General features: G+C 61.4%; 24 protein-coding genes and 1 tRNA gene. 19 read left to right on the forward strand and 6 right to left on the reverse strand.

What is annotated here, in order from left to right:
• The first annotated feature begins 9 nt into the window (after window positions 1-9).
• The 4 genes from ACE04I_RS23870 (at window position 10) to rpoD (ending at window position 5,749) form a co-directional block, all read left to right on the forward strand.
• The gene (locus tag ACE04I_RS23870; RefSeq protein WP_170986288.1) at window positions 10-459 is read left to right on the forward strand and encodes a GatB/YqeY domain-containing protein; all 450 of its coding nucleotides are present in this window, start codon (window positions 10-12) and stop codon (window positions 457-459) included.
• A 398-nt stretch (window positions 460-857) separates the two neighbouring features.
• The gene (dnaG, locus tag ACE04I_RS23875) at window positions 858-2,861 is read left to right on the forward strand and encodes a DNA primase (RefSeq protein WP_046795434.1); all 2,004 of its coding nucleotides are present in this window, start codon (window positions 858-860) and stop codon (window positions 2,859-2,861) included.
• A gap of 77 nt (window positions 2,862-2,938) precedes the next feature.
• Window positions 2,939-3,286, forward strand: coding sequence for a GFA family protein (locus ACE04I_RS23880; protein WP_046795433.1), 348 nt, complete (start codon window positions 2,939-2,941; stop codon window positions 3,284-3,286).
• A gap of 402 nt (window positions 3,287-3,688) precedes the next feature.
• Complete coding sequence (rpoD, locus tag ACE04I_RS23885) at window positions 3,689-5,749, forward strand: RNA polymerase sigma factor RpoD (RefSeq protein ID WP_046795432.1); 2,061 nt, start codon at window positions 3,689-3,691, stop codon at window positions 5,747-5,749.
• A gap of 76 nt (window positions 5,750-5,825) precedes the next feature.
• On the opposite strand, the gene ACE04I_RS23890 is transcribed toward rpoD, so the two are convergent.
• From ACE04I_RS23890 to ACE04I_RS23900, 3 genes are all read right to left on the reverse strand, one after another.
• A complete protein-coding gene (locus ACE04I_RS23890) occupies window positions 5,826-6,065 on the reverse strand; it encodes a DUF2798 domain-containing protein (RefSeq protein ID WP_046795585.1) in 240 nt (79 codons plus the stop codon).
• A gap of 177 nt (window positions 6,066-6,242) precedes the next feature.
• Complete coding sequence (locus ACE04I_RS23895; RefSeq protein WP_046795431.1) at window positions 6,243-6,587, reverse strand: DMT family transporter; 345 nt, start codon at window positions 6,585-6,587, stop codon at window positions 6,243-6,245.
• A gap of 5 nt (window positions 6,588-6,592) precedes the next feature.
• Complete coding sequence (locus ACE04I_RS23900; protein WP_487207655.1) at window positions 6,593-7,297, reverse strand: TetR/AcrR family transcriptional regulator; 705 nt, start codon at window positions 7,295-7,297, stop codon at window positions 6,593-6,595.
• Here ACE04I_RS23900 and ACE04I_RS23905 point away from each other — a divergent pair.
• The 6 genes from ACE04I_RS23905 to ACE04I_RS23930 all read left to right on the forward strand — a co-directional run bounded on the left by ACE04I_RS23905 (window position 7,251) and on the right by ACE04I_RS23930 (window position 11,290).
• Complete coding sequence (locus ACE04I_RS23905; protein ID WP_046795429.1) at window positions 7,251-8,312, forward strand: DUF930 domain-containing protein; 1,062 nt, start codon at window positions 7,251-7,253, stop codon at window positions 8,310-8,312. The genes ACE04I_RS23900 and ACE04I_RS23905 overlap by 47 nt on opposite strands.
• A gap of 41 nt (window positions 8,313-8,353) precedes the next feature.
• Window positions 8,354-9,394, forward strand: a complete 1,041-nt coding sequence (locus tag ACE04I_RS23910) for a zinc-dependent alcohol dehydrogenase family protein (RefSeq protein ID WP_046795428.1) — start codon at window positions 8,354-8,356, stop codon at window positions 9,392-9,394.
• A gap of 93 nt (window positions 9,395-9,487) precedes the next feature.
• Window positions 9,488-9,868: a DUF427 domain-containing protein gene (locus ACE04I_RS23915; RefSeq protein ID WP_046795427.1), complete on the forward strand. Its 381-nt coding sequence runs from the start codon at window positions 9,488-9,490 to the stop codon at window positions 9,866-9,868.
• An 87-nt stretch (window positions 9,869-9,955) separates the two neighbouring features.
• On the forward strand, window positions 9,956-10,309 hold the full coding sequence (locus tag ACE04I_RS23920) for a DUF1428 domain-containing protein (protein ID WP_046795426.1): 354 nt from the start codon (window positions 9,956-9,958) through the stop codon (window positions 10,307-10,309).
• A 53-nt stretch (window positions 10,310-10,362) separates the two neighbouring features.
• The gene (locus ACE04I_RS23925; RefSeq protein ID WP_046795425.1) at window positions 10,363-10,785 is read left to right on the forward strand and encodes a secondary thiamine-phosphate synthase enzyme YjbQ; all 423 of its coding nucleotides are present in this window, start codon (window positions 10,363-10,365) and stop codon (window positions 10,783-10,785) included.
• A gap of 142 nt (window positions 10,786-10,927) precedes the next feature.
• Window positions 10,928-11,290, forward strand: coding sequence for a hypothetical protein (locus tag ACE04I_RS23930; protein WP_046795424.1), 363 nt, complete (start codon window positions 10,928-10,930; stop codon window positions 11,288-11,290).
• Between the two features lie 166 nt (window positions 11,291-11,456).
• On the opposite strand, the gene ACE04I_RS23935 is transcribed toward ACE04I_RS23930, so the two are convergent.
• Window positions 11,457-12,203, reverse strand: a complete 747-nt coding sequence (locus tag ACE04I_RS23935; protein ID WP_487207656.1) for an SIMPL domain-containing protein — start codon at window positions 12,201-12,203, stop codon at window positions 11,457-11,459.
• A 153-nt stretch (window positions 12,204-12,356) separates the two neighbouring features.
• On the opposite strand from ACE04I_RS23935, the gene ACE04I_RS23940 reads away from it, so the two are divergent.
• Window positions 12,357-12,432: transfer RNA gene (locus ACE04I_RS23940), tRNA-Ile, on the forward strand.
• Window positions 12,433-12,472: 40 nt separating this feature from the next.
• On the forward strand, window positions 12,473-12,955 hold the full coding sequence (locus tag ACE04I_RS23945) for a GNAT family N-acetyltransferase (RefSeq protein ID WP_046795556.1): 483 nt from the start codon (window positions 12,473-12,475) through the stop codon (window positions 12,953-12,955).
• Window positions 12,956-13,017: 62 nt separating this feature from the next.
• Here the strand turns inward: ACE04I_RS23945 and ACE04I_RS23950 are convergent, their stop codons facing one another.
• Window positions 13,018-13,323 (reverse strand): helix-turn-helix transcriptional regulator, encoded by a 306-nt coding sequence (locus tag ACE04I_RS23950; RefSeq protein ID WP_046795294.1) that lies wholly within the window; start codon window positions 13,321-13,323, stop codon window positions 13,018-13,020.
• Window positions 13,324-13,408: 85 nt separating this feature from the next.
• On the opposite strand from ACE04I_RS23950, the gene ACE04I_RS23955 reads away from it, so the two are divergent.
• The 7 genes from ACE04I_RS23955 to ACE04I_RS23985 all read left to right on the forward strand — a co-directional run bounded on the left by ACE04I_RS23955 (window position 13,409) and on the right by ACE04I_RS23985 (window position 21,567).
• Complete coding sequence (locus tag ACE04I_RS23955; protein WP_046795293.1) at window positions 13,409-16,327, forward strand: monovalent cation/H+ antiporter subunit A; 2,919 nt, start codon at window positions 13,409-13,411, stop codon at window positions 16,325-16,327.
• The gene (locus tag ACE04I_RS23960; protein ID WP_046795292.1) at window positions 16,327-16,665 is read left to right on the forward strand and encodes a Na+/H+ antiporter subunit C; all 339 of its coding nucleotides are present in this window, start codon (window positions 16,327-16,329) and stop codon (window positions 16,663-16,665) included. Before ACE04I_RS23955 ends, ACE04I_RS23960 begins: the two co-directional genes overlap by 1 nt.
• Entirely contained in the window at window positions 16,662-18,290 is a 1,629-nt protein-coding gene (locus ACE04I_RS23965) for a monovalent cation/H+ antiporter subunit D (RefSeq protein ID WP_046795291.1), read from the forward strand. The genes ACE04I_RS23960 and ACE04I_RS23965 overlap by 4 nt, the downstream gene beginning before the upstream one ends.
• A gap of 1 nt (window position 18,291) precedes the next feature.
• A complete protein-coding gene (locus tag ACE04I_RS23970) occupies window positions 18,292-18,768 on the forward strand; it encodes a Na+/H+ antiporter subunit E (protein ID WP_046795290.1) in 477 nt (158 codons plus the stop codon).
• The gene (locus ACE04I_RS23975; protein WP_046795289.1) at window positions 18,765-19,046 is read left to right on the forward strand and encodes a K+/H+ antiporter subunit F; all 282 of its coding nucleotides are present in this window, start codon (window positions 18,765-18,767) and stop codon (window positions 19,044-19,046) included. The genes ACE04I_RS23970 and ACE04I_RS23975 overlap by 4 nt, the downstream gene beginning before the upstream one ends.
• Window positions 19,043-19,441 carry a monovalent cation/H(+) antiporter subunit G gene (gene mnhG, locus ACE04I_RS23980; protein WP_046795288.1) on the forward strand — a complete coding sequence of 133 codons (399 nt, stop codon included), beginning with the start codon at window positions 19,043-19,045 and terminating at the stop codon, window positions 19,439-19,441. Before ACE04I_RS23975 ends, mnhG begins: the two co-directional genes overlap by 4 nt.
• A gap of 167 nt (window positions 19,442-19,608) precedes the next feature.
• Window positions 19,609-21,567: an LTA synthase family protein gene (locus ACE04I_RS23985; protein WP_082118377.1), complete on the forward strand. Its 1,959-nt coding sequence runs from the start codon at window positions 19,609-19,611 to the stop codon at window positions 21,565-21,567.
• Here the strand turns inward: ACE04I_RS23985 and ACE04I_RS23990 are convergent.
• Window positions 21,548-21,967 (reverse strand): diacylglycerol kinase, encoded by a 420-nt coding sequence (locus tag ACE04I_RS23990; protein WP_046795287.1) that lies wholly within the window; start codon window positions 21,965-21,967, stop codon window positions 21,548-21,550. The two genes, ACE04I_RS23985 and ACE04I_RS23990, sit on opposite strands and share 20 nt — an antisense overlap.
• Window positions 21,968-22,097 lie beyond the last annotated feature (130 nt).

Raw genomic sequence — 22,097 nt, forward strand, 5'->3', positions numbered from 1 at the left:
AAGACAATGATGCGCGACAAATTCTCCGATGCGCTCAAGGATTCGATGAAGGCAAAGGACACCCGCCGGCTTTCGACCGTGCGGTTGATCCAGACGGCCATCAAGGATCGCGATATCGCCAATCGAGGCCTCGGCAAGGACCCGGTCAGTGACGAGGATATCCTGCAGATCCTCCAGAAGATGGTGAAGCAGCGCGAAGAATCGGCCAAGATCTACGAGGATGCCGGCCGCGCCGAGCTTGCCGCTCAGGAGCGCGAGGAAACCGAGATCATCAAGAGCTTCATGCCCGAGCAGCTTTCGGAGGACAAGGTGCGCCAGTTGTGCCAGTCCGTCATTTCCGAGACCGGCGCCCATGGCCTTCGCGACATGGGCAAGTGCATGAATGCGCTCAAGGAAAAATATCCGGGCCAGATGGATTTCGCCAAGGCTTCGGGTGTCGTAAAGGACATGCTGAAATAGTCTTCGCAAACTGAGACGGAACGAATGAAGGCAGGAATCCCTCACGGGCTCCTGCCTTCTGCTCTTCAGGATCGCCGGCTGACAGCGGACTTACCGCCGGCTGCAGTTGGGCTGGCGGATGCGGACGCCCACCCTCTTGAAGAGCAAGGCCGTAAGCTTGAGCGGCGGGCAGCTCGGCGCTTTCTCTTCGCGAGCAAGCTAAGCTTGGGAAAAGCGGACTTTCAAATTACAAAAAGATAATGTTCGTAACGGCTTTCCCGCCGTAAATTTGCCGAAAGGCCGCGCCGGAACAAAGCGCCGAAGTGAGCCAGGCCTGTGAATAGCGGGAACTGCCCGCCTTGAAGATTGGCATTCCTCTCCCGTGCCGCGTATATGAGAATTCGGCCCCAGAGGTGAATATGCGCTTTTCCAACAGCTTTCTCGACGAGATACGCGACCGCGTGCCGATTTCGGCGGTGGTCGGCCGCCGCGTCACGTGGGATCGCAAGAAGACCAATGTGTCTCGCGGGGATTATTGGGCCTGCTGCCCGTTCCATGGAGAAAAGAGCCCGAGCTTCCATTGCGAAGACCGCAAGGGGCGTTATCACTGCTTCGGTTGCGGCGTTTCTGGCGATCACTTCCGCTTCCTCACCGAACTCGAAGGCCTGAACTTTCCGGAAGCCGTGCAGCAGATCGCCGATATGGCGGGTATCGCCATGCCGCAGCCGGACCCGCAGGCCGAGAAGCGCGAAAAAGAGCGCATGTCTCTGCTCGACGTCATGGAGATGGCGACCCGTTTTTTCCAGGATCAGTTGCAAAGCGCTATCGGCGCCAGAGCGCGCGCCTATCTGCGTGACCGCGGCCTGACGGCACGGACGATCGAGACCTTCCGGCTGGGCTATGCCCCGGAAAGCCGTAACGCGCTGAAGGAATTCCTGGCGGGCAAGGGGATCTCGAAGGAGCAGATGGAGGCTTGCGGGCTCGTGGTGCACGAGAACGTGCCGGTTTCCTATGACCGGTTCCGTGATCGCATCATGTTCCCGATCCTTTCGGCACGGGAAAAGGTGATCGCCTTCGGCGGCCGCGCCATGTCGCCGGATGCTCCCGCCAAATATCTGAATTCCAACGAGACGGAACTCTTCCACAAGGGTCAGGTGCTTTACAATTTCACCCGCGCCCGGCGCGCTGCCCAGGGCGGTCCCGGGCAAGGGGGAGCAAAGGGCGAGGGCGGCACGATCATCGCCGTCGAAGGCTATATGGACGTGATCGCGCTGCATCAGGCGGGCATCGAGAACGCAGTCGCGCCGCTCGGCACGGCGCTTACCGAGAACCAGCTCGAACTCCTATGGCGGATGACGCCGCAGCCGGTTCTCTGCTTCGACGGAGACGGCGCGGGTCTTCGGGCTGCGAACCGCGCCGCCGACCTCGCCCTACCTTTCCTGAAACCCGGCCGTTCGGTGCGCTTTGCCCTTCTGCCGGACGGCAAGGACCCGGACGATCTCGTTCGCCACGAAGGCCGCTCCCCCTTCGACAAGGTCATGGCCGAGGCGCGGCCGCTTGCCGACATGATCTGGCGAAGGGAGGCGGCGGGAAGCAGTTTCGACACGCCGGAAAAGCGCGCCGAGCTGGAGGCGCGGCTGAAGCAGGTGGTTTCGGTGATCGCTGACGAGAACGTGCGCCGTCATTACCAGCAGGATATCCGCGAACGGTTGAACGCCTTCTTCGCGCCGGCGCCGCGCGGCAATGACCGAGGCCGGAACTTTCAGCGCGGCGGCGGGCAGGGCAGAGACGGTTTTGGCGCCCGGGGCGCGCAAGCGTCGGGGCGTGCGGTCGGTATTTCCGATCGGCTCGCCCGCTCGGGTCTGGTGCGCGGCTACCGCGATCTTCCGGCGCTCAGGGAAAGCGTACTGGCGCTCACCATCGTCAATCATCCGCAGCTTCTGCTGGAGGATTACGACGAGATCGCCGCGATCGATTTCGAAAACCGCGACTTGCAGCGCTTCTGGTCGGCGGTGCTGCCGGCCGCCGCCCTGGCGGGAGGCAGCATTTCCCGCGACCATCTGGTGGAGCGGCTTTCTGGCGAAGGGTTCGGCGAGCTTTTGAAGATGTTGGAGCAACAGGTGCGCAATGCACGGCTCTGGACAGCGACGCAGGAGGCCGCGCCCGAGGACGCCCGAGAAGGATACCGCCAGGCGCTTTCGCTTCACAAGCGGACGAAGGCCTTGCGCTTCCAGAAGATCGAACTCGAACGTGAAATAGCGGAAGCGACCGAGGCCGGCGATGCGGAGGAGATCGAGCCGCTTCTGAGAGCGCTTTCGGAAGTGCAGCTCGAAATCCTGCGGATGGAAAACCAGGAGGCCATCATCGATGGTTTCGGCGTGCTTTCCGGCCGAGTGAAGGGCGCGGCGGTCAGCCACGGCTGAGCTGCTTTCTTTTTCCTTGCGCCCTTGTCTCATGGCTCGCGCACAATAGAATGCCGCGGAAACAAGGGAGGAACCAGATGCGTGTTTCCGGTAGCTGCCATTGCGGCAACATCGCCTTCGAGGCGGAAGGCGAGTTCGACAAGGCGATGGAGTGCAACTGTTCCATCTGCAGAAGAAAGGGGTCGCTGCTGGCTTTCGTGCCGCGCAACCAATTCGAACTCACGACGCCGCGCGAAAATCTTTCGAGCTATCGGTTCAACAAGCACGTCATCGCGCATTATTTCTGTGCCAATTGCGGAATTGCTCCCTTCAGCGAGGCGAGCATGCCTGACGGCACGGAAATGTCGGCCATCAATCTGCGTTGCGTGCCGGAGATCGATCTGGCGGGATTGGCGGTCACTCAGTACGACGGCGCGAGCCGCTGATGCCCGCCGAAATGCGGTGCGGCAGTCATTGTGCGGGTGCGAACCCTTGTCTTTCGGGCGCCTGCGCCTACATATCCGGCAGTTGATGAGTGTACCCCAAAAGCCGGCGTAGGTAGCTTTTTCCACTTTTCGTGGGCAAAGCCCGTGGAAAAGCTTGACGGAACGTTAATTTGTGGGAATCACCATTTCAGGCAGAAAAGGCGGAGTGGGTCAAGCACACCAACGTGTCCGATTGTCACGGACGGACGGTCCTGCGATAGAGCGACCGCCTGCGTGGTAATTGGTAGTTAAAGGTCATTCCGTTACGTGTTGAGCAGTGATTCGCGGTGAAGGCGAGAGTGTCGCCTTGAGCCGGCGACCACGGACCGCGGCGAAGTGGGTTCAGGGAAAGTGGCGAAATACATGGCAACAAAAGTCAAAGAAAACGAAGAAGCAGAAACCGAGCGCGAAGGCACGCAGGATGGTCCGCTTCTCGATCTTTCTGACGACGCAGTCAAGAAGATGATCAAGGCCGCCAAGAAGCGCGGCTATGTGACAATGGACGAGCTGAATTCGGTCCTGCCTTCGGAAGAAGTCACTTCCGAACAGATCGAGGACACGATGTCGATGCTTTCGGATATGGGCATCAACGTCGTCGAGGACGAGGAAGCGGAAGACGCGACCGGCGGCGACGAGGAAGACAGCGACGACGGCGACAGCGAGAGCGAGGGCGGCGAGCTTGCCCCGACCGCCGGCACCGCGCTGGCAACCGCCAAGAAGAAGGAACCGACCGACCGGACCGACGATCCGGTGCGCATGTATCTGCGCGAGATGGGTTCGGTGGAGCTTCTCTCCCGCGAGGGTGAAATCGCGATCGCCAAGCGCATCGAGGCCGGCCGCGAAACCATGATCGCAGGCCTCTGCGAGAGCCCGCTGACCTTTCAGGCGCTGATCATCTGGCGTGACGAGCTCAATGAGGGCACGACGCTGCTGCGCGAGATCATCGACCTCGAGACCACCTATTCCGGTCCGGAGGCCAAGGCTGCGCCGCAGTTCCAGAGCCCGGAAAAGATCGAGGCCGACCGCAAGGCTGCGGAAGAGAAGGAAAAGGCCCGCAAGGCACGCATGGCGGCTGCCAATGACGACGACATCACGGCCGTCGGTGGCGATGCCATGCCCATCGAAGAGGAAGAGGAGGACGATGACGAATCGAACCTTTCTCTTGCCGCGATGGAGGCGGAACTGCGTCCGCAGGTCATGCAGACGCTCGATTTCATCGCCGATACCTACAAGAAGCTGCGCAAGCTGCAGGACCAGCAGGTGGAGGCACGCCTCTCCTGCACCGGCACGCTCTCTTCGGGCCAGGAGCGCCGCTACAAGGAGCTGAAGGATCAGCTCATCACGGCGGTGAAGTCACTGTCGCTCAACCAGAACCGCATCGACTCGCTCGTCGAGCAGCTCTACGACATCTCCAAGCGCCTGATGCAGAATGAAGGGCGGCTGCTGCGGCTTGCCGAATCTTATGGCGTCAGCCGCGATAGCTTCCTGGAGCAGTATCAGGGCGCGGAGCTCGATCCGAACTGGATGAAGTCGATCGCCAACCTTTCCGCCCGCGGGTGGAAGGAGTTCGCGCGCGCCGAGAACAATACGATCCGGGAAATCCGCCAGGAGATACAGAATCTCGCAACGGAAACCGGCATATCGATCGCCGAGTTCCGCCGCATCGTCTCTATGGTGCAGAAGGGCGAGCGCGAGGCGCGTATCGCCAAGAAGGAAATGGTCGAGGCAAATCTTCGTCTCGTCATCTCCATCGCGAAGAAGTACACGAACCGCGGCCTTCAGTTCCTGGACCTCATCCAGGAAGGCAATATCGGCCTCATGAAGGCGGTCGACAAGTTCGAATACCGCCGCGGTTACAAGTTCTCGACCTACGCGACCTGGTGGATCAGGCAGGCGATCACCCGCTCGATCGCCGACCAAGCCCGCACCATCCGCATTCCGGTGCACATGATCGAGACGATCAACAAGATCGTCCGCACCTCGCGCCAGATGCTGCACGAGATCGGCCGCGAGCCGACGCCGGAAGAACTGGCCGAAAAGCTCGCCATGCCGCTTGAGAAGGTGCGCAAGGTGCTGAAGATCGCCAAGGAGCCGATCTCGCTCGAAACCCCGGTGGGCGACGAGGAAGATTCGCACCTCGGCGATTTCATCGAGGACAAGAACGCGCTTCTGCCGATCGATGCGGCCATCCAGGCGAACCTGCGCGAGACGACGACCCGCGTTCTGGCTTCGCTCACGCCGCGCGAAGAGCGCGTGCTGCGCATGCGCTTCGGGATCGGCATGAACACCGACCACACGCTGGAAGAAGTGGGCCAGCAGTTCTCGGTTACCCGCGAGCGTATCCGTCAGATCGAGGCGAAGGCGCTGCGCAAGCTGAAGCATCCGAGCCGCAGCCGCAAGCTGCGCAGCTTCTTGGATAGCTGAGCCAGCGGACATTCAAAAGAAAAAGCCCGGCCTGCGAAATCAGGCCGGGCTTTTTCGTTGTCTTCTGCCTTTTGTTTTAGGCGGGCTGCACCAGTGCCCGCACGATCCGACGCGTGACCGGCAAGGCGGCAAGCAGGGTCGGGAAGGCAATGATCCAGGAGAGCGCCCAGGCGGACATCCAGTTGAGAACGAACTGGTCCTCGATGCCGAGATTCTGCACCGTGGCAACGCCTGAAACGACGAAGGTCATGAGGATCGAGAGAACCAGCGGCATCAGGACGGCCGCATAGCGTGCGGGAAATCGCGTAAGCTTCATATTCAAGTCTTTCCTGAAGGGATCATCGGTCACGGGGCAAGTGTTCGCATCCATGCGACCGCCGTTTCCGACGATCCGAAGGTTGGAATGCGTTGCCTCACGTCAGACGCTTACGGCCGGCGAAAACCGGCGGTGCTTCCATACTCGAAAGCAGTCGGAAATGGCAAGCCCCGAGATCTAATGCGAGACGCTGTTGGAAAAGAGGTTCACCACCAGAACGCCGGCGATGATGAGCCCGAGGCCGATGATGGCCGCGAGATCCAGCGTCTGACGAAACAGGACGAGGCCAATTACCGAGATCAGCACGATGCCGAGCCCGCTCCATATGGCATAGGCGATGCCGACCGGCATGGTGCGGAGCGCGATCGACAGGAAATAGAAGGCTGCGAGATAGCAAATGCTCATCAGCGCCGTCGGCAGCGCACGGGTGAACTGCTGGCTCTGCTGCAGGAAGGTCGTGCCGATCACTTCGAGCACGATGGCGACCCCAAGCGCGCCATAGGTCATGATTGCTGGATTCATGGTTATCACGCGTGTTTCGTCAGTGTTTCTAGATCATTGCGCAGCCCGGCAAGTTCGTTTGCCGACATGCCGTCCAGTTTCATCAGGTTGGCGAGCCAGATACCATCCGCCGCATAGCGGGCGATCTGCAGGGAAGGGTGGCTATCGGTTGTCGCATGGCGCTCGAGCCGCCCGCAAATCCATTGCGACCAGAGTTCGCGCATTCGCGCGTCGGTCATGCTGGATATCGACAATGCGGCCCAGGGGCTTTTGCTGCCGTCCTGCGTCACCTGGAAGAAGGCGTCGATATAGGCGCGGGTGAAGCGTCCGTGCTCGAGGGGATCCCTTTCCATCAGGCGGTCGATCTCTTCATCCAGCATGGTGAGCAGGTCCTCGAAAACGGCTTCGATGAGCGCCTGCTTGCTTGGAAAATGATGCAGCAGCCCTCCCTTGGTGACGCCCGCGGCATCTGCCACGGCTTGCAAAGTCAGGCTGCCGAGCCCCTGTTCAACGGCGCATTGGGCCGCATGATCCAGCAGGGATCGCCGTACCTGTTCCGGTTGTTTTTCCCGTCTGTGAGCTTCCGACATGAGAAAAACATACCATTCGGTAGGTTTGTTTGCAAGAGGAGATGGAGCCGATTTGATTTTGCGGAGAAGGGGCGGGGCGTGTAGTGATCTTCTGATGAAGCAAGAGACGGAGAAGCCGCGTAGCAATATCGGATGGGGCATTCCGGTCTCCATCCTGCTGCATGCCGTCTTCGCCGGCGTGCTGTTCTTCCATCTGCCGCTCGATTTTTCCGAGCCTCGCGAGGAGGAGGCCGTGCAGGTGGAACTCGTTTCGCCGCCAGAGGAGGAGAAGCAGGAGGAGAAACAGGAAGAGCAGGCAGCTCAGGAGCCTCCGCCGGAACAGAAGCCGGAGGAGCCGAAGCCGGAAGAGGCCGCACCGCCTCCTCCGCCACCTCCGAGTCCCCAGGCGGAGACACCGCCAGCGGAGCCTCCGCCACCCCAGGCACAGGAGCAGCCCGAGGAGCAGGCAGCGATGCCGCAGCTCGATCCCGTCTTCCAATATGGAGAGAAGGATACCGGGCCTAAACTATCCAATGGCAATGCTTCCGAAGAGGCGGAGACACCCGCGACGCCTTACGCCGAGCAGGAGGCCGAGGCGGAAGAGCCTGCACCGGCTGCTTCGACTGCCGAGGAGGCGCCGGATGCGGCCGAGCAGGAAGCGCCTCCCTTGCCGGATGATATCAATCTGCCGGAGGTGGACGTTGCCGAGACCAGCCCTGAACGGGATGGAACCGTGGCGCCTGGCGAGACGAGCCTGGAGGCCGTGCCGGTGCCGGCCGAACGGCCGAAGCCGCAGGCGGAGGAGAAGCCTGCGGAGAAACCGCTGGAGCTGACGGAGGCCAAGAGGCTGTTTTCGCAAAACGAAACGGGGAGTCAGATTGCTACCAGAGCCATGGGCGATATGCCGAGGGGTTTGCGCGCAGGTCAGCTCTGCTCCAACGAACTGGCGGCGCAGTTACGAAATGCCTCATATAATGTAATGGCCGTGCCGCGACCCCGATTGCCGGAGGGGACGGTTCTTAATGAACAGAATGTTGGCTTCTTCGCTAACGATCAATGGTACGACTTGAGCTTTCGCTGCGTGATCGACGAAGCTGCCACTAAGGTTGTGTCCTTTGCATTCAAGGTGGGCGCTCCGGTGCCGCGGCGCGAATGGCGTGCACGCGGCTTCCAGTGACCACATGCTGATCTGACTGTTGACTTAGGGAGCGTCCCACCATGAAAGCCATGTTCTACGACGCCTTCGAAAAGGCGCCCGAGATCCGCACGCTGCCCGATCCCGAACCGGGCTTCGACGGAGTGGTGATAAAGGTCGGAGCGACGGGGCTTTGCCGCAGCGACTGGCATGGCTGGATGGGGCATGATCCCGATATCCGCCTGCCGCATGTGCCCGGTCATGAATTCGCCGGCAGGATCGTCGCCACAGGCAAGGGCGTGATGCGCTTCAAGGTGGGGGACCGGGTGACGGTGCCCTTCGTCTCCGGCTGCGGCCATTGTTCCGAATGCCATTCCGGCAACCAACAGGTCTGTCCCAACCAGTTCCAGCCGGGCTTTACCCATTGGGGTTCGTTCGCCGAGTATGTGGCGATCGACTATGCTGATACCAATCTCGTGCATCTGCCCGAAGAGATCGACGACGCGACGGCGGCGAGCCTCGGCTGCCGGTTCGCCACATCCTTCCGTGCGGTTGCGGATCAGGCGCGCACCGGCCGTGGCGAATGGATCGCTATTCATGGCTGCGGCGGGGTGGGGCTCTCGGCGATCATGATCGCCACAGCACTCGGGGCGAATGCGATCGGCATCGACATTTCCGAAGAGAAGCTGGCGCTTGCCCGCCAGTGCGGCGCGGTGGCCACCATCAATGCCGGCACGGTCGCGGACGTGGTGGAGGCGGTGCGTGAGATCACCAAGGGCGGAGCCCATGTCTCGATCGATGCGCTCGGCCATCCCGCCACCTGCTTCAATTCCATCAAGAATCTGCGGCGACGCGGCCGTCATGTGCAGGTCGGATTGATGCTCGGCGAGCATGCCACACCGCAGATCCCGATGGCGCAGGTGATCGGCCACGAACTGGAGATCTACGGAAGCCACGGGATGCAGGCCTGGCGCTACGATGCGATGCTCGCGATGATTTCCGCGGGCAAGATGGCGCCGCAAATGCTGATCGCCAAGAGGATCGGGCTGGAGGATGCGATCCCCGCGCTGATGACGATGGATAAATCCGAGACCGCGGGCATGAGCGTCATAACGGCGTTCTAACGGTCGGCCGAATCTTTTCCGGGGACCTGCGGTGGCTCCGGCGAGCTTGCCCCCTATATCCCCTCCTTTCGAAACCCGAAGGAGGGTGATGCCATGGCAGAGAAAGAGCGAAGATATCCGGGACCCGATCATCCCATTACGGTGGAGAGCAATTCGGCGCGCGTGGTGGTGAAGCTCGGCGGCAGGGTGATCGCCGACAGCACAAGCACGCTGACGCTTCGCGAGGCCTCCTATCCGCCGGTGCATTACATTCCGCGCAAGGATGCGGACTTGTCGATGCTCGAGCCCACCGATCATCACACCTACTGCCCCTATAAGGGCGAGGCTTCCTATTTCAGCATCCCGGCAGGCGGCGAGAGAGCCAAGAACGCTGTCTGGTCCTACGAAGAACCCTATGAAGCGGTCAGCCCGATCAAGGACCATCTGGCTTTCTATCCTGACCGGGTGGATTCGATCGAGGAGGCTTCTGGCTGATCCTGACAGAAAAAGTTTCAGCAGCGGTGTCGGGATCGGGGTTTGCCGGGCGTCCTTGTTACGCCGAAACCAAAAGGAGGAATTGAAATGCCCTATGTCGATGGGTTTGTGCTTGCCGTGCCGAAGAGCAATATCGAGCGCTACAAGGAGATGGCCCGCACGGCGGGCGAGGTTTGGAAGGAGCTCGGCGCGCTATCCTATGTGGAATGCTTCGCCGACGACGTGCCCTATGGCGAGCTCACCTCCTTTCCCCGTGCCGTGCAGGCAAAGGAGGACGAGATTGTCGTCTTTTCCTGGATCACCTATGAAAGCCGCAGCCGGCGTGACGAAATCAACGCGAAGGTGATGGCCGATCCGAGGCTTGCCGGCGACGGATGGAAAGACGTTTTCGACGGCAAGCGGATGATCTATGGCGGCTTCGAAAGCTTCTTGACGTTGTGAGTCCTCAACCTAGGGTGCCGGTGAACCGGCACCCATGAACTAGAGAAGAAACCGTGCCGCAAACCGTGATTTCCATTTCCACCCGAGGGCAGGGCCTTTACGAATTCACGGAAGCGGCGGCGAACTTCGTCCGCTCGAGCGGGATCGGCGAAGGATTGCTCACCGTCTTCGTGCGCCACACTTCCTGCTCCCTCATCATCCAGGAAAATGCCGATCCGGACGTGCGCCGGGATCTCAAGACCTTCTTCTCCCGCCTCGTGCCGCCGACGAATGATGCCTCCATGGGATGGGTGACCCATACCACCGAGGGGCCGGACGACATGCCAGCGCATATCAAGGCAGCACTGACCCAGGTTTCACTCGGCATTCCGGTTCGTGATGGAAGGCTCCTCACCGGCACCTGGCAGGGCATCTATCTCTTCGAGCACCGCGACCGGCCGCATCGCCGGGAGATCGTCCTGCACCTCTCCGCATGACCCATAGATGAACGGCGGGTGAATGACGAATTAGGCACTCGTTCAGGCTGAAAGTTCTAAGCATCTTGTCAATCGCTGGGTTAGGCGAGAGATCATAGCAGTCGGCCTCAAGCGTTCTGGCCGTCGTTTCGGAGAAACACCCATGACCAACCTGATCGCTAAACTCGGGATTGCAGCGCTCGTCGCACTGACCGGCTTCTCTGCCGTCCCAAACATTGCCGCTGCTTCCAGCCCGGAATTCGGCATCCAGCAAGTGCAGTATCGCGAAGGTGAGCGGCACTATCGTCCCGGCCGCCCTGACCGTCCCGGCCGTCCGGGTCGCCCCGATCGCCGTCCCGGCTGCTCGCCGTGGCTGGCTGTCGAGAAGGCAAGGCATATGGGCCTTCGCCGTGCGCGCGTCGTCGGTGCGGACCGCCGCGTGGTGGTCGTCTCCGGTTTCGACCGCCGGGGCCGGGACCGCGTGATCTTCGCCAACCGCCGCGGCTGCCCGATCATCCGTCGCTAAGGAAAAGAGTTTCCGTCTCCATCGCCCGATGACGGAAAGAGCGCGGCCGCCCAGATCTTCGGATCGGGCGAGGGCGCTTTCTTTTGCCTGAACCGCTCTAAAGAAAACCTCCGCCGGTGGCGGAGGTTTCGGCTTGTTTCGGTCGTAACTCTCCAATGGTGGAGAATTACTGCTCCAGCGCGAAGGTGACGTTGACCGTGACGGTGTAGGTGTTCTCGCCGCTTGCCACCGGTACCGCGTCGGCCGACATTTCCTTGGCCATAGCCATGCGGCCCATCGGCTGCGGCATGGGACGGAAGGATGTCTCGTTGATCTCGATCACCCGGCCAAGCTTCACGCCGGCCGCTTCCGTCAGCGTCTTGGCCTTGGCCAGCGCATCGGCGACGGCAGCCTCGCGGGCTTCGGTTGTGGTGGCATCGGGATCGTCGTTGGTGAACACGATCTGGCCGCCCTGGTTGACGCCGAGCTTGACGGAGCTGTCGATCAGACCGCCGAGCTTCTGAAGGTCGCGAATCCGCAGCGTCAGCGTGTTGGACACTTCGTAGCCGACGATCTCCGGCGGCTGCGAAACGCCGTCCTTGGGCTCCGGGTGGCGATATTGCGGATAGATGGAGAAGTTGCTGGTCTGGATATCGCGATCGGCGATGCCTTCGGCCTTCAGCGCGGAAAGGACCTCGTTCATCGCGGAATTGTTGGCCGAAAGCGCTGCCTCGGCGGTTTCGCCGTTGCGGACGACCGAGAGCGTCAGGATCGCCATGTCGGGCGCGACCGATGCCTCGCCTTCGCCGGTGACGCTGATGACGGCTTCACGCGGGCGGCTCTCCTGCGCGGAAGCCGCGCCGGCGCCCGCAGTCAGCAAAAGACCGGAGAGCGAGGCGGCAAGAAGGGAGCGGGAGGTGGACGTAGCGTTCATGAACGATTCCTTTCTTTGGAACATTCTGCCTAGGTGCCGGTGGATTGTGAAGCTATTGCGGCAATGGCTTGTGGCTTTTTCCGATTTGGGCTAGAGCGGGCGTCCGGGCCCGTATCGACCATTTGCGGGCCGGACGTTTCTACCGAAGCGTGAGGGCCTGTAGCTCAATGGTTAGAGCCGGCGGCTCATAACCGCTTGGTTGGGGGTTCGAGTCCCTCCGGGCCCACCAAATTTTTATTTCGATTTGTCTTCTCAGGCACAGCGCGAACATGACTGGAGATAGAGACACCATCGTTCGGGCAGCGCGGCCGGAAGACTTCGCCAACCTATGCGCCATTCTTTACGATACGTTCGAGAGCACTTGGCGGCCCAATATCAAAGAGGCCGCTGCGCAAGCCTTCATTCAGGAGGATAGGCCGACTTCCTATGTGAACAAGCGTGGGCTTCAGTTATGGGTGGCCGATGTTGCCGGCGAAGTCGTCGGCTTGGTCGATTGGGAAGGGGACTTCATAAACGCCCTTCACGTGCGTTCGTCGCATGCGCGACAGGGTATCGGACGACGGTTATTGGACCATGTGGAGATGCAGATTGCCGGTGCCGGGTTTGCCTCGGCACGGCTGGAAACCGATACATTCAATTATCCCAGCCAAGCCTTTTACCAATCCAGAGGTTACCTTGAGGCCGGCCGTTATCCCGACGAGGAGTGGAATAGCGGCCTGACGACTCTATTGCTCGTTAAATCACTGCGCTGAGAGTAGCCCTCGAAGAGGGGGCTCATTCCGGTGAGGGTGGGAGAGGCCTTCCCCCACCAGTCCTATTCCGGACGTTCCTTCTGGCAGAGGCCGGTCTGTCCTTCCTCGGAACACGTGAACATCACGCCGCCGTTTTCGAAGGCGAGGCGCAGTTGCGCTTCGGTTGAGCGATGGACGTCGTGCCGGCTGCCTTCATAGTCGCGAATGGTGCTGCGTGAGACGCCTGAACGGTCCGCGAGGTCGGCCTGCGTCCAGTTCAGGAAGCCGCGGGCTGCCCGACATAGAGCGGGTGTCAAAATCTTCGGCTTATCCGCTTGACCCATCGTCCAAAGCTGCCCATATTGGTCACTATCTTTCATATATGGCATTTTTGCTGATATTGCTAGATGGGCGGTCGATGCTCTTCGACAAGGCGATATTGCAGGCGGAACAGGGAAGGAACGGAACATTGGGATAACTTCGGGACCTTATCTTCTTCTGCTGCTGGTCCTGCCGTTTGTTGGAAGCCTGGTATCCGTTTTTCTGTTGCAGACGCGCTCGCGCGTCCTGCCCGCATGGCTCGCGGGCGCTGTCGCACTACTCTCGCTGCTGATCGTCGCAGCCTGCTATCCTGCTGTATCGGCGGGCGAAATCATTCGCTTTGAAGGGCAGTGGCTGCCGCAGCTCGGCCTCAACTTCACGCTGCGGCTGGACGGCTTCGCCTGGATGTTTGCCATGCTGATCACGGGCATCGGCTTCCTCGTGGTCGTCTATGCCCGCTATTACATGTCCGAGGACGATCCGGTCCCGCGTTTCTTCTCCTTCCTGCTTGCCTTCATGGGCGCGATGCTCGGCATCGTCATTTCCGGCAACGTGATTCTGCTGTCGGTCTTCTGGGAACTGACGAGCATCTTCTCCTTCCTGCTGATCAGCTATTGGCACAACAGTCCCGCGGCCCGCGACGGCGCGCGCATGGCCTTGACGATCACGGGTATCGGCGGCTTCTGCCTGCTGATCGGCCTCCTGCTTCTCGGCAACATCGTGGGCAGCTACGATCTCGACAAGATCCTCCAGTCGGGCGACATCATCCGCGGCCATTCGCTCTATCTGCCGGCGCTGGTCTTCGTGCTCCTCGGCGCGCTGACGAAAAGCGCGCAGTTCCCGTTCCATTTCTGGCTTCCGAACGCCATGGCGGCGCCGACGCCGGTTTCGGCCTATCTGCATTCGGCCACCATGGTGAAGGCCGGGGTCTTCCTGCTGGTCCGGCTCTGGCCGGCGCTTTCGGGAACCTATGAATGGTTCTGGCTGGTGGGTTTCGCGGGCATCGTCACGCTGCTGCTCGGTGCCTATTTCGCGATGTTCCAGCAGGACCTGAAAGGGCTGCTCGCCTATTCCACCATCAGCCATCTCGGCCTGATCACCACGCTTCTCAGCCTCGGAAGCCCGCTTGCGACGGTCGCGGCGATCTTCCACATGGCGAACCATGCGACCTTCAAGGCATCGCTGTTCATGGCGGCGGGCATTATCGACCACGAGACGGGCACGCGCGACATGCGGCGGTTGAGCGGACTTTTCCGCTTCCTGCCATATACGGCAACGCTCGCCATGGTCGCCAGCGCAGCCATGGCGGGCGTGCCGCTTCTCAATGGCTTCCTGTCGAAGGAGATGTTCTTCGCCGAGGCGGTGGAGACGCACGCCGATTCCATTCTCGACCGCATCCTGCCCTATGTGGCCACACTAGCGGGTGCCTTCAGCGTCACCTATTCGCTGCGCTTCATCCATACCGTGTTCTTCGGACCGCCGCCGGTGGACCTGCCCACGGAAAAACCGCACGAGCCGCCGCGCTGGATGCGATTCCCGATAGAGTTTCTCGTCGTCGCCTGCCTCATCGTCGGGATCATGCCCGCCATTTCGGTCGGGCCATTCCTGCATACGGCGGTCGTCAGCGTGCTGGGCCAGGATACGCCGGAATACAGCCTTTCGGTGTGGCACGGCGTGAACCTGCCGCTCATCATGAGCGCGATTGCGCTGGTCGGCGGCGCGGTCCTCTATTTCCTTCTCAAGGATTACCTTTCGAGTTGCGAGGACGGCCCACCGTTCCTGCGCAACATCAAGGGGCAGCGCATCTTCGAACGCGTCCTCGTGGAGGTCTCGTGGCGGTGGGCGCGTCTGCTCGAGCAGCGGCTGGGCACGCGCAGCCTGCAGCCGCAGTTGCGCTGGGTGGTCGCCGTCGGGTTTCTTGCCGGGCTGCTGCCGCTTTACCTCTCGGGCTTCGAGCCGCGCGCCTTCGCGTTCTCAGGCATCGATCCCACTTTCGCGGCGATCTGGCTTATCGGCATATGCCTTGCCGTCGGAACCGCCTACCTCGCCAAGTACCACAGGCTTGCGGCGCTGGTGATGCTTGGCGGGGTAGGGTTGATCGTCTGCATCACCTTCGTCTGGCTGTCGGCTCCCGATCTGGCGATCACCCAGCTTCTGGTGGAGATCGTTACCACGGTCCTCATCCTGCTTGGGCTGCGCTGGCTGCCGAAGCGGACCGAGGACAGCGACGAGAAGATCACGTTGCAGGCGCGCTTCCGGCGCTTCAGGGATCTGGCGCTCGCCATCGGCTGCGGCATCGGCATGACCTTCATCGCCTATGCGGTCATGACCATGCCGGTGCCGGATGCGATTGCCAACTACTTCCTGGAGAACGCCTATACCAAGGGCGGCGGCCGCAATGTCGTCAACGTCATACTGGTGGACTTCCGTGGCTTCGACACCCTTGGGGAAATCGCCGTTCTCGGCGTGGTGGCGCTCACCGTATTCGCCCTGCTGCGCCGCTTCCGCCCCGCTGCGGACAGCATGGACGTGCCCGAGCAGCAGCAGATACAGGATCGGTTCGACGAGGAGAGCCCCAACCGTTCCTCCGGCGATACCGTGCGCGACTACCTGCTGGTGCCGTCGGTCATCATGCAGTGGTTCTTCCCGATCGTCATCACCTTTGCCGTCTACATCTTCATGCGCGGGCATGATCTGCCGGGCGGAGGCTTCTCGGCGGGGCTGACGCTGTCCATCGCTTTCCTGCTGCAATATCTTGCGGGCGGCACGCGCTGGGCGGAGGACCGCATCCGCATCCTTCCGCTGCGGTGGATGGGAGCCGGCCTGCTGACGGCGGTGGCGACCGGCGTCGGCGCCTGGTTCCTCGGCTATCCGTTCCTCACATCGCATTCCCGGTATCTGGAGGTTCCGCTGATCGGCAAGGTGCCGGCCGCAACCGCGCTGCTCTTCGATCTCGGGGTCTTCCTGCTCGTGGTGGGCTCCACCGTGCTCATCCTCGTGGCGCTCGCGCACCAGTCGATCCGTGTCAATCGCCAACGGACACTCGACGCCGAAAAGGCGAAGGAGGCCTGATGGAGATCATTCTTTCGATCGCGATCGGCGTCATGACGGCCTGCGGCGTATGGCTCATCCTGCGCCCGCGCACCTATCAGGTCATCATCGGGCTTTCGCTGCTCTCCTATGCCGTCAACCTGTTCATCTTCGGCGTGGGGGGCGTGAAAACGAACGTTCCGCCGATCTTGAGCGATGACGTCGCCATTTCCACGCTGACCGATCCCGTGCCGCAAGCGCTGGTGCTCACGGCGATCGTCATCGGCTTTGCCACCACGGCACTGTTCCTCGTCGTTCTTCTGGCCTCGCGCGGCCTCACCGGAACGGACCATGTCGACGGGAGGGACGACCGGAAATGAACGGCTGGATGCATCACCTCATCATAGCGCCTGTCCTCATCCCGCTGGTTGCCGGAGCGATCCTGCTGTTCTTCGACGAGCGCCAGCGTTTCGTGAAGGGTATGATAAGCCTCACCTCGGCATTGCTTGTGCTTGCCGTGGCACTGACGCTCTTCCGGATCGAAATCGATCCGCAGGGCTTCGACGGCGTCTATCTCCTCGGAAACTGGAAGGCGCCATTCGGAATCGTGTTGGTCGTAGACGGGCTTTCCGCCCTGATGCTGCTGCTGACGGCGTTGCTCGCGGTGGCGGTGCTGATCTACTCCCTGGCGCGCTGGCATGCGGCGGGCGCGCATTTCCATACGATGTTCCAGCTTCTGCTGGTCGGGCTGAACGGCGCCTTCCTGACGGGGGACCTGTTCAACCTCTTCGTCTTCTTCGAGGTGATGCTTGCCGCCTCCTATGGTCTGCTGCTGCACGGCTCCGGGCCGCTGCGTGTCAAGGCCGGCATGCATTACATCGCCGTCAATCTCGCCGCCGCACTTCTCTTCCTGATCGGCGTCAGCCTGATCTACGGCACGGCCGGAACACTCAACATGGCCGATCTGGCGGCGCGGATTCCGGAGATCGAGCCCGACCGCCGGATGCTGATGGAAGCGGGTGCCGGCGTGCTCGGCATCGCCTTCCTCATCAAGGCCGGCATGTGGCCGCTCTGCTTCTGGCTGCCCACGGCATACAGCGCCGCCTCGGCCCCGGTCGCGAGCATCTTCGCCATCATGAGCAAGCTCGGGATCTACATCATCCTGCGCCTTACCATGCTGCTGTTCGGCGAGGGCCCGTCCGCCGGTTTCGGAGCCGATGTGCTGCTCTATGGCGGCCTTGCCACGCTCGTCTTCGGCACGATCGGCGTGTTCGCCTCGCAGGCTCTCGGCAGGCTCGCGGGTTTTTCGGTGCTCGTTTCCTCGGGAACGCTGCTGATGGTACTCGGTATCAACGACGGGGCTATCTCGTCCGGGGCGCTCCTCTATATGGTAAGCTCCACTCTGACGATCAGCGCCTTCTTCATGCTGATCGAGCTTGTCGAACGCGGCCAGGATGCCGGCGCGAACGTGCTTGCCGTGACCATGGAAGCCTATGGCGATGATGAGGACGAGCCGGAGGAGGGCGGAGGCGTCACCATGCCCGGCACCATGGCCATTCTCGGCACCTGCTTTGCCGCCTGCGGTATTCTGCTCTCGGGCTTGCCGCCGCTTTCCGGTTTCGTCGCCAAGTTCGCCATGCTTTCCGCCATGATGGGCACTGGAGCGATCGGCGTGCCCCCGACCGCGGCCGTGTGGACGCTCGTCATCCTGGTGATTTTTTCCGGTGTCGCCGCGCTCATTTCCATGACCCGCGTGGGGATAAGAACGTTCTGGGGCTCGATCGAGGGGGTGGTTCCCCGCGTTCTCGTGATCGAGATCATGCCGGTGATGTTCCTGCTGGCATTGACGCTCGTGCTGACGGTGCGGGCCGGACCGGCCATGCATTACATGGACACGACGATCCGCACGCTCAGCAATCCGACGGTCTATATCGACGCGGTGCGCAATGCCGTGGTGGCAGGAGAGGACCGACCCGCTTCGGCCGGAATAGGGGAGGGGGACTGAGATGCTGCCCTATCCCATACTGACCGTCTTCCTCATCCTCATGTGGCTACTGCTCAACGGCTTCACGCTGGGCCATTTCGTGCTCGGCACGCTGGTCGCCGTCTTCGCCTCCTGGGGCATGGCGTCCCTTCGTCCGGACAAGCCGAAAATCAGGAAGTGGCACCTGCTCTTCAAACTGTTCGGCATCGCCTTCTATGATATCATCCGCTCCAATCTGGCGGTGGCCGCTGTCATCCTGCGGGGACGGCCGAAAGGGCACGTGTCGAGCTTTCTGCTCCTGCCTTTGGAGATCGAGGATCGGACGGCGCTCGCCCTGCTTGCCGTGATCCTCACCAGCACGCCGGGTTCGGCTTGGCTGGAATATGATTCCCACGACCGGACTGTATTGCTGCACGTGCTCGATCTCGTCGACGAGGAGCAGTGGATCGACACGATCAAGAACCGGTACGAGAAGCTCCTGGTGGAGATATTCGCATGAGCGCCATCATTCTCTTCACTGCGGTCTCGATCGCTCAATTGATGCTCGCCGCTGCGATGGCGATCGCTTTCGTCCGCATGTTCCGGGGGCCTCGCGCCCAGGATCGGATCATCGGGCTCGACGCGCTCTATGTAAACGCCATGCTGCTGCTGGTGACCTTCGGCATAGGCACGGGCCGCGTCATTTATTTCGAGGCAGCGCTGGTGATCGGCATGCTCGGCTTCGTGGCGACGGTGGCGCTCGCCAAATTCCTGATGCGCGGGGAGGTGATCGAATGATATTGGCCCCGGCCGACCTGCCGCTCTGGGCGGCTATCGCAGTTGCTTTCTTCCTGCTGTTCGGCGCATCGCTGACGCTGATCGGCGCTATCGGCTTCCTTAAACTGCCGACCTTCTACGAGCGTATCCATGCGCCCACCCTCGGCACGAGCTGGGGTGTCGGCGGCGTCATGCTGGCCTCGATGATCTTCTTTTCCGTGACCTCGTCGCGCCTGGTCGTCCACGAGGTGCTGATCGGGCTTTTCATAACCGTCACGACGCCTGTGACCTTCATGCTGCTTGCGCGCGCCGCGCTTCACCGCGACCGCGCCGAGAACACCGGCTATGCGCCGGAAAAGAAGAAGGCGAGCCTTCCCGTTCAAGAAGAGGGACAAATCCGCCCCGCCGATAATTGAGGCCCATCTTCGGAAGGCTTTGGCGGTGTCCCGCCGTTCCGCCAAATCGTGATGATATTCGCGGGAGATGTGAACCCGGAAGCGGCGCTTCGGGTAGCGCTCATGACAGTTTTATGACAGTTCACTGGCTGTGAAATACAGCAGGAGCCGGTGATTTGCGCGATGTAATGCCAGAGGAGACGCCCCGAGCAAAATCTTCGGCGCGGGCGGCCATCGCCGCTGCCGGATTGCGCGGCAGGCTAGTCGAAAACCTGCTGGTTCCGTTCAATTGCTGCCTGCTGGCCATGCTGCTGGTCGTGGCAGTGGAATGGATCGCGAGGGGATACTTCCAGGGCATTCCGGAATTCGTGGTTTCGACCTCTCGCGCCGGGCCTGCGACGGTTGCGCTCGTGGCGCTCATGCTGTTTGCCGGGGATGCGATCCTGGGCGCGGCCTATCGTTCGCTGCTGCTGATCGCACCCGTGGTTCTGCTGCTCGCCTTCTTTTCCGCTCAAAAGCAGCTTTTCCTGTCGGACCCGCTCTATCCTTCGGATCTGTTGTTCGCGCGCCAGATACTGGAACTCCTCCCGGTGATCGTCGATGCGCGCCCGTTCGCAGCCCTCGGAACAGGCGTGGTTTTCCTTCTGGCGATCGGCATCCTCGCCTATGCAATCCTTTTCGCCTGGACACGCTTCCCCAAGCTTGGCACGCGCGGGCGGCTGCTGCGGCTGGCGATAACCATCCCGCTGCTCGCAAGCTGCATACCGCTTGCACAATACGATCGATATTCGTGGATCAGGGACCGGCTGTCGATTCTCCCCATGATGTGGGATCAGAACGCCAATTACCGCCACAATGGTTTTCTCATCGCGTTGGCGTTCAACCTTCCCATGCTCAAGGTGGCCGCTCCTTCCGGTTACCGTGCGGATGCCGTCACCGATGTCCCTCTGGCGGCGGACGCCTTTGCTGTGGATCGCGGCGGGCGGCCGGACGTCATCATGATCATGAGCGAATCGCTTTGGGACCCCACGAGGCTGCCGGGAGCGCGCCTGAAGCCCGATCCGATGCCGACGATCCGCGCCCACCAATCCGGCAATGTCTTTTCTCCCGAATTCGGCGGCATGACCGCCAATGTGGAGTTCGAAGCGCTGACGGGGTTTTCCAATGCCTTCCTTCCCCAGGGAAGCATTCCATACCAGCAATATATCCGCAGGCCGCTTCCTTCGCTCGCCAGCTTCTTCCGCGGCGAGGGCTACAGGTCCATCGCGATCCACCCGTTCGAGGGCTGGTTCTGGAACAGGACGAATGTCTACAAGGCGCTTGGCTTCGACGAATTCCTGGCCCAGGCAGATCTGCCGGAGCTGGAAAAATATGGAAAATTCGCGGCCGACGATGCGCTCATGCGTCAGATCATGGCCAAGGGCGAGGCCTCGGATCAGCCGTTCTTCCTGTTTGCGGTGACCTTGCAGGGCCATGGCCCATACGAGAGCGACCGCTACGCCGCGCTGAAGACTGAGATAGAGAGCGGGCTTTCCGAACGCGCCGCGCAATCCTTCGCGACCTATGTAGAAGGCGTGCGGCAGGCCGATGACAGCCTCGCCTCTCTGATGGATTGGGCACGCGCCCGCGACAGGGAAACGATCGTCATCCTTTTCGGCGATCACCTGCCGCCTTTGGGCCCGACCTTCCAAGAAAGCGGCTACATGCAGGACATGGTCGCCACCCGCCGGGCGGAGCTCGACGTCATGAAGCGCGAACACGAAACCCCGCTGGTGGTCTGGTCCTCCAGAACCGGCGTCGTGACGGGGCTCGGTTCCATCAGTCCGTCCCAGCTTCCCTATCATGCCGTGAAGGGGGCAGGCTTCCGCGACCCGTTCTATACCGGCGTCCTCGGTGAGGTTCGGAAGAACTATTCGATCGTGGACCGCTACATGCTCGGCCTTAGGGACGGCGGCTCGAAGCCGGGATGGCTGGATGGCGGAGCGCTGCCTCGGCAGTTGAGCGATTATCGTCTTCTTCAATACGACATGATGTTCGGTGCCGAATATGCTCGGGAGCGGTTCTTCCCCGGCTTCGACTGGCTGCGCAGGCAGGGTATGGAAAGCCGGAAAGAGGATGAGGTCGGGACTATAGAGGCAGCCAGCTAAGATTTTCCAGATCGAGGGCGCTCAGGAATTCATACATCGCATAGGCGAAGAACAACCCGTTGGCCGCCAGCAGGCAGAGGACCGCGAAAGAGCCGAGGTCCTTTGCATTGCGCGCCGTGATCGAAAACTCGGGCGACACGCGATCCATGATTTCCTCGATCGCCGTGTTCAGCGCCTCGACCGCGATCAGGATCAGAAAGAGGATGCCGCTGACGACGAAGACGAAGACTTCCGCGCCGATGAGGGCATAAATTATCATGGCGACGGCTATCGCGATCACCTCATGCTGAAACGCGGTCTCGCGCCAGATCCGGCAGGCGCCGGAGGTCGAGAATCGCAGGGCGGCGAGGGCATGGGCAATGCCGCTTCGCTTCCGGATCGGCAGGGCATCGTTCGACATAATCGGGCTCCGCTTGAGTATTGCCCCTATTATCGGCTGCCGGTATCGAGGTTCAAGAGCGGCCGGCGCATTCCCCATTTCGATGCCCAGAATATCGCAAAACAGTGCTTTTTCAAAAGCATGTAAAGCA

This window comes from Rhizobium moroccans (genome assembly GCF_057559155.1).

Excerpts from the sequence above, each read along its gene's own strand:
- rpoD (WP_046795432.1), top strand. The coding sequence starts at position 3,689 with ATGGCAACAAAAGTCAAAGAAAACGAAGAAGCAGAAACCGAGCGCGAA.
- dnaG (WP_046795434.1), top strand. The coding sequence starts at position 858 with ATGCGCTTTTCCAACAGCTTTCTCGACGAGATACGCGACCGCGTGCCG.
- ACE04I_RS23910 (WP_046795428.1), top strand. The coding sequence starts at position 8,354 with ATGAAAGCCATGTTCTACGACGCCTTCGAAAAGGCGCCCGAGATCCGC.
- ACE04I_RS23935 (WP_487207656.1), bottom strand. The coding sequence starts at position 12,203 with ATGAACGCTACGTCCACCTCCCGCTCCCTTCTTGCCGCCTCGCTCTCC.
- ACE04I_RS23900 (WP_487207655.1), bottom strand. The coding sequence starts at position 7,297 with ATGCCCCATCCGATATTGCTACGCGGCTTCTCCGTCTCTTGCTTCATC.
- ACE04I_RS23945 (WP_046795556.1), top strand. The coding sequence starts at position 12,473 with ATGACTGGAGATAGAGACACCATCGTTCGGGCAGCGCGGCCGGAAGAC.
- ACE04I_RS23965 (WP_046795291.1), top strand. The coding sequence starts at position 16,662 with ATGAACGGCTGGATGCATCACCTCATCATAGCGCCTGTCCTCATCCCG.
- ACE04I_RS23970 (WP_046795290.1), top strand. The coding sequence starts at position 18,292 with ATGCTGCCCTATCCCATACTGACCGTCTTCCTCATCCTCATGTGGCTA.
- ACE04I_RS23930 (WP_046795424.1), top strand. The coding sequence starts at position 10,928 with ATGACCAACCTGATCGCTAAACTCGGGATTGCAGCGCTCGTCGCACTG.
- ACE04I_RS23985 (WP_082118377.1), top strand. The coding sequence starts at position 19,609 with ATGCCAGAGGAGACGCCCCGAGCAAAATCTTCGGCGCGGGCGGCCATC.
- ACE04I_RS23990 (WP_046795287.1), bottom strand. The coding sequence starts at position 21,967 with ATGTCGAACGATGCCCTGCCGATCCGGAAGCGAAGCGGCATTGCCCAT.
- mnhG (WP_046795288.1), top strand. The coding sequence starts at position 19,043 with ATGATATTGGCCCCGGCCGACCTGCCGCTCTGGGCGGCTATCGCAGTT.
- ACE04I_RS23870 (WP_170986288.1), top strand. The coding sequence starts at position 10 with ATGCGCGACAAATTCTCCGATGCGCTCAAGGATTCGATGAAGGCAAAG.
- ACE04I_RS23960 (WP_046795292.1), top strand. The coding sequence starts at position 16,327 with ATGGAGATCATTCTTTCGATCGCGATCGGCGTCATGACGGCCTGCGGC.
- ACE04I_RS23915 (WP_046795427.1), top strand. The coding sequence starts at position 9,488 with ATGGCAGAGAAAGAGCGAAGATATCCGGGACCCGATCATCCCATTACG.
- ACE04I_RS23895 (WP_046795431.1), bottom strand. The coding sequence starts at position 6,587 with ATGAATCCAGCAATCATGACCTATGGCGCGCTTGGGGTCGCCATCGTG.
- ACE04I_RS23950 (WP_046795294.1), bottom strand. The coding sequence starts at position 13,323 with ATGCCATATATGAAAGATAGTGACCAATATGGGCAGCTTTGGACGATG.
- ACE04I_RS23880 (WP_046795433.1), top strand. The coding sequence starts at position 2,939 with ATGCGTGTTTCCGGTAGCTGCCATTGCGGCAACATCGCCTTCGAGGCG.
- ACE04I_RS23920 (WP_046795426.1), top strand. The coding sequence starts at position 9,956 with ATGCCCTATGTCGATGGGTTTGTGCTTGCCGTGCCGAAGAGCAATATC.
- ACE04I_RS23975 (WP_046795289.1), top strand. The coding sequence starts at position 18,765 with ATGAGCGCCATCATTCTCTTCACTGCGGTCTCGATCGCTCAATTGATG.
- ACE04I_RS23905 (WP_046795429.1), top strand. The coding sequence starts at position 7,251 with ATGAAGCAAGAGACGGAGAAGCCGCGTAGCAATATCGGATGGGGCATT.
- ACE04I_RS23890 (WP_046795585.1), bottom strand. The coding sequence starts at position 6,065 with ATGAAGCTTACGCGATTTCCCGCACGCTATGCGGCCGTCCTGATGCCG.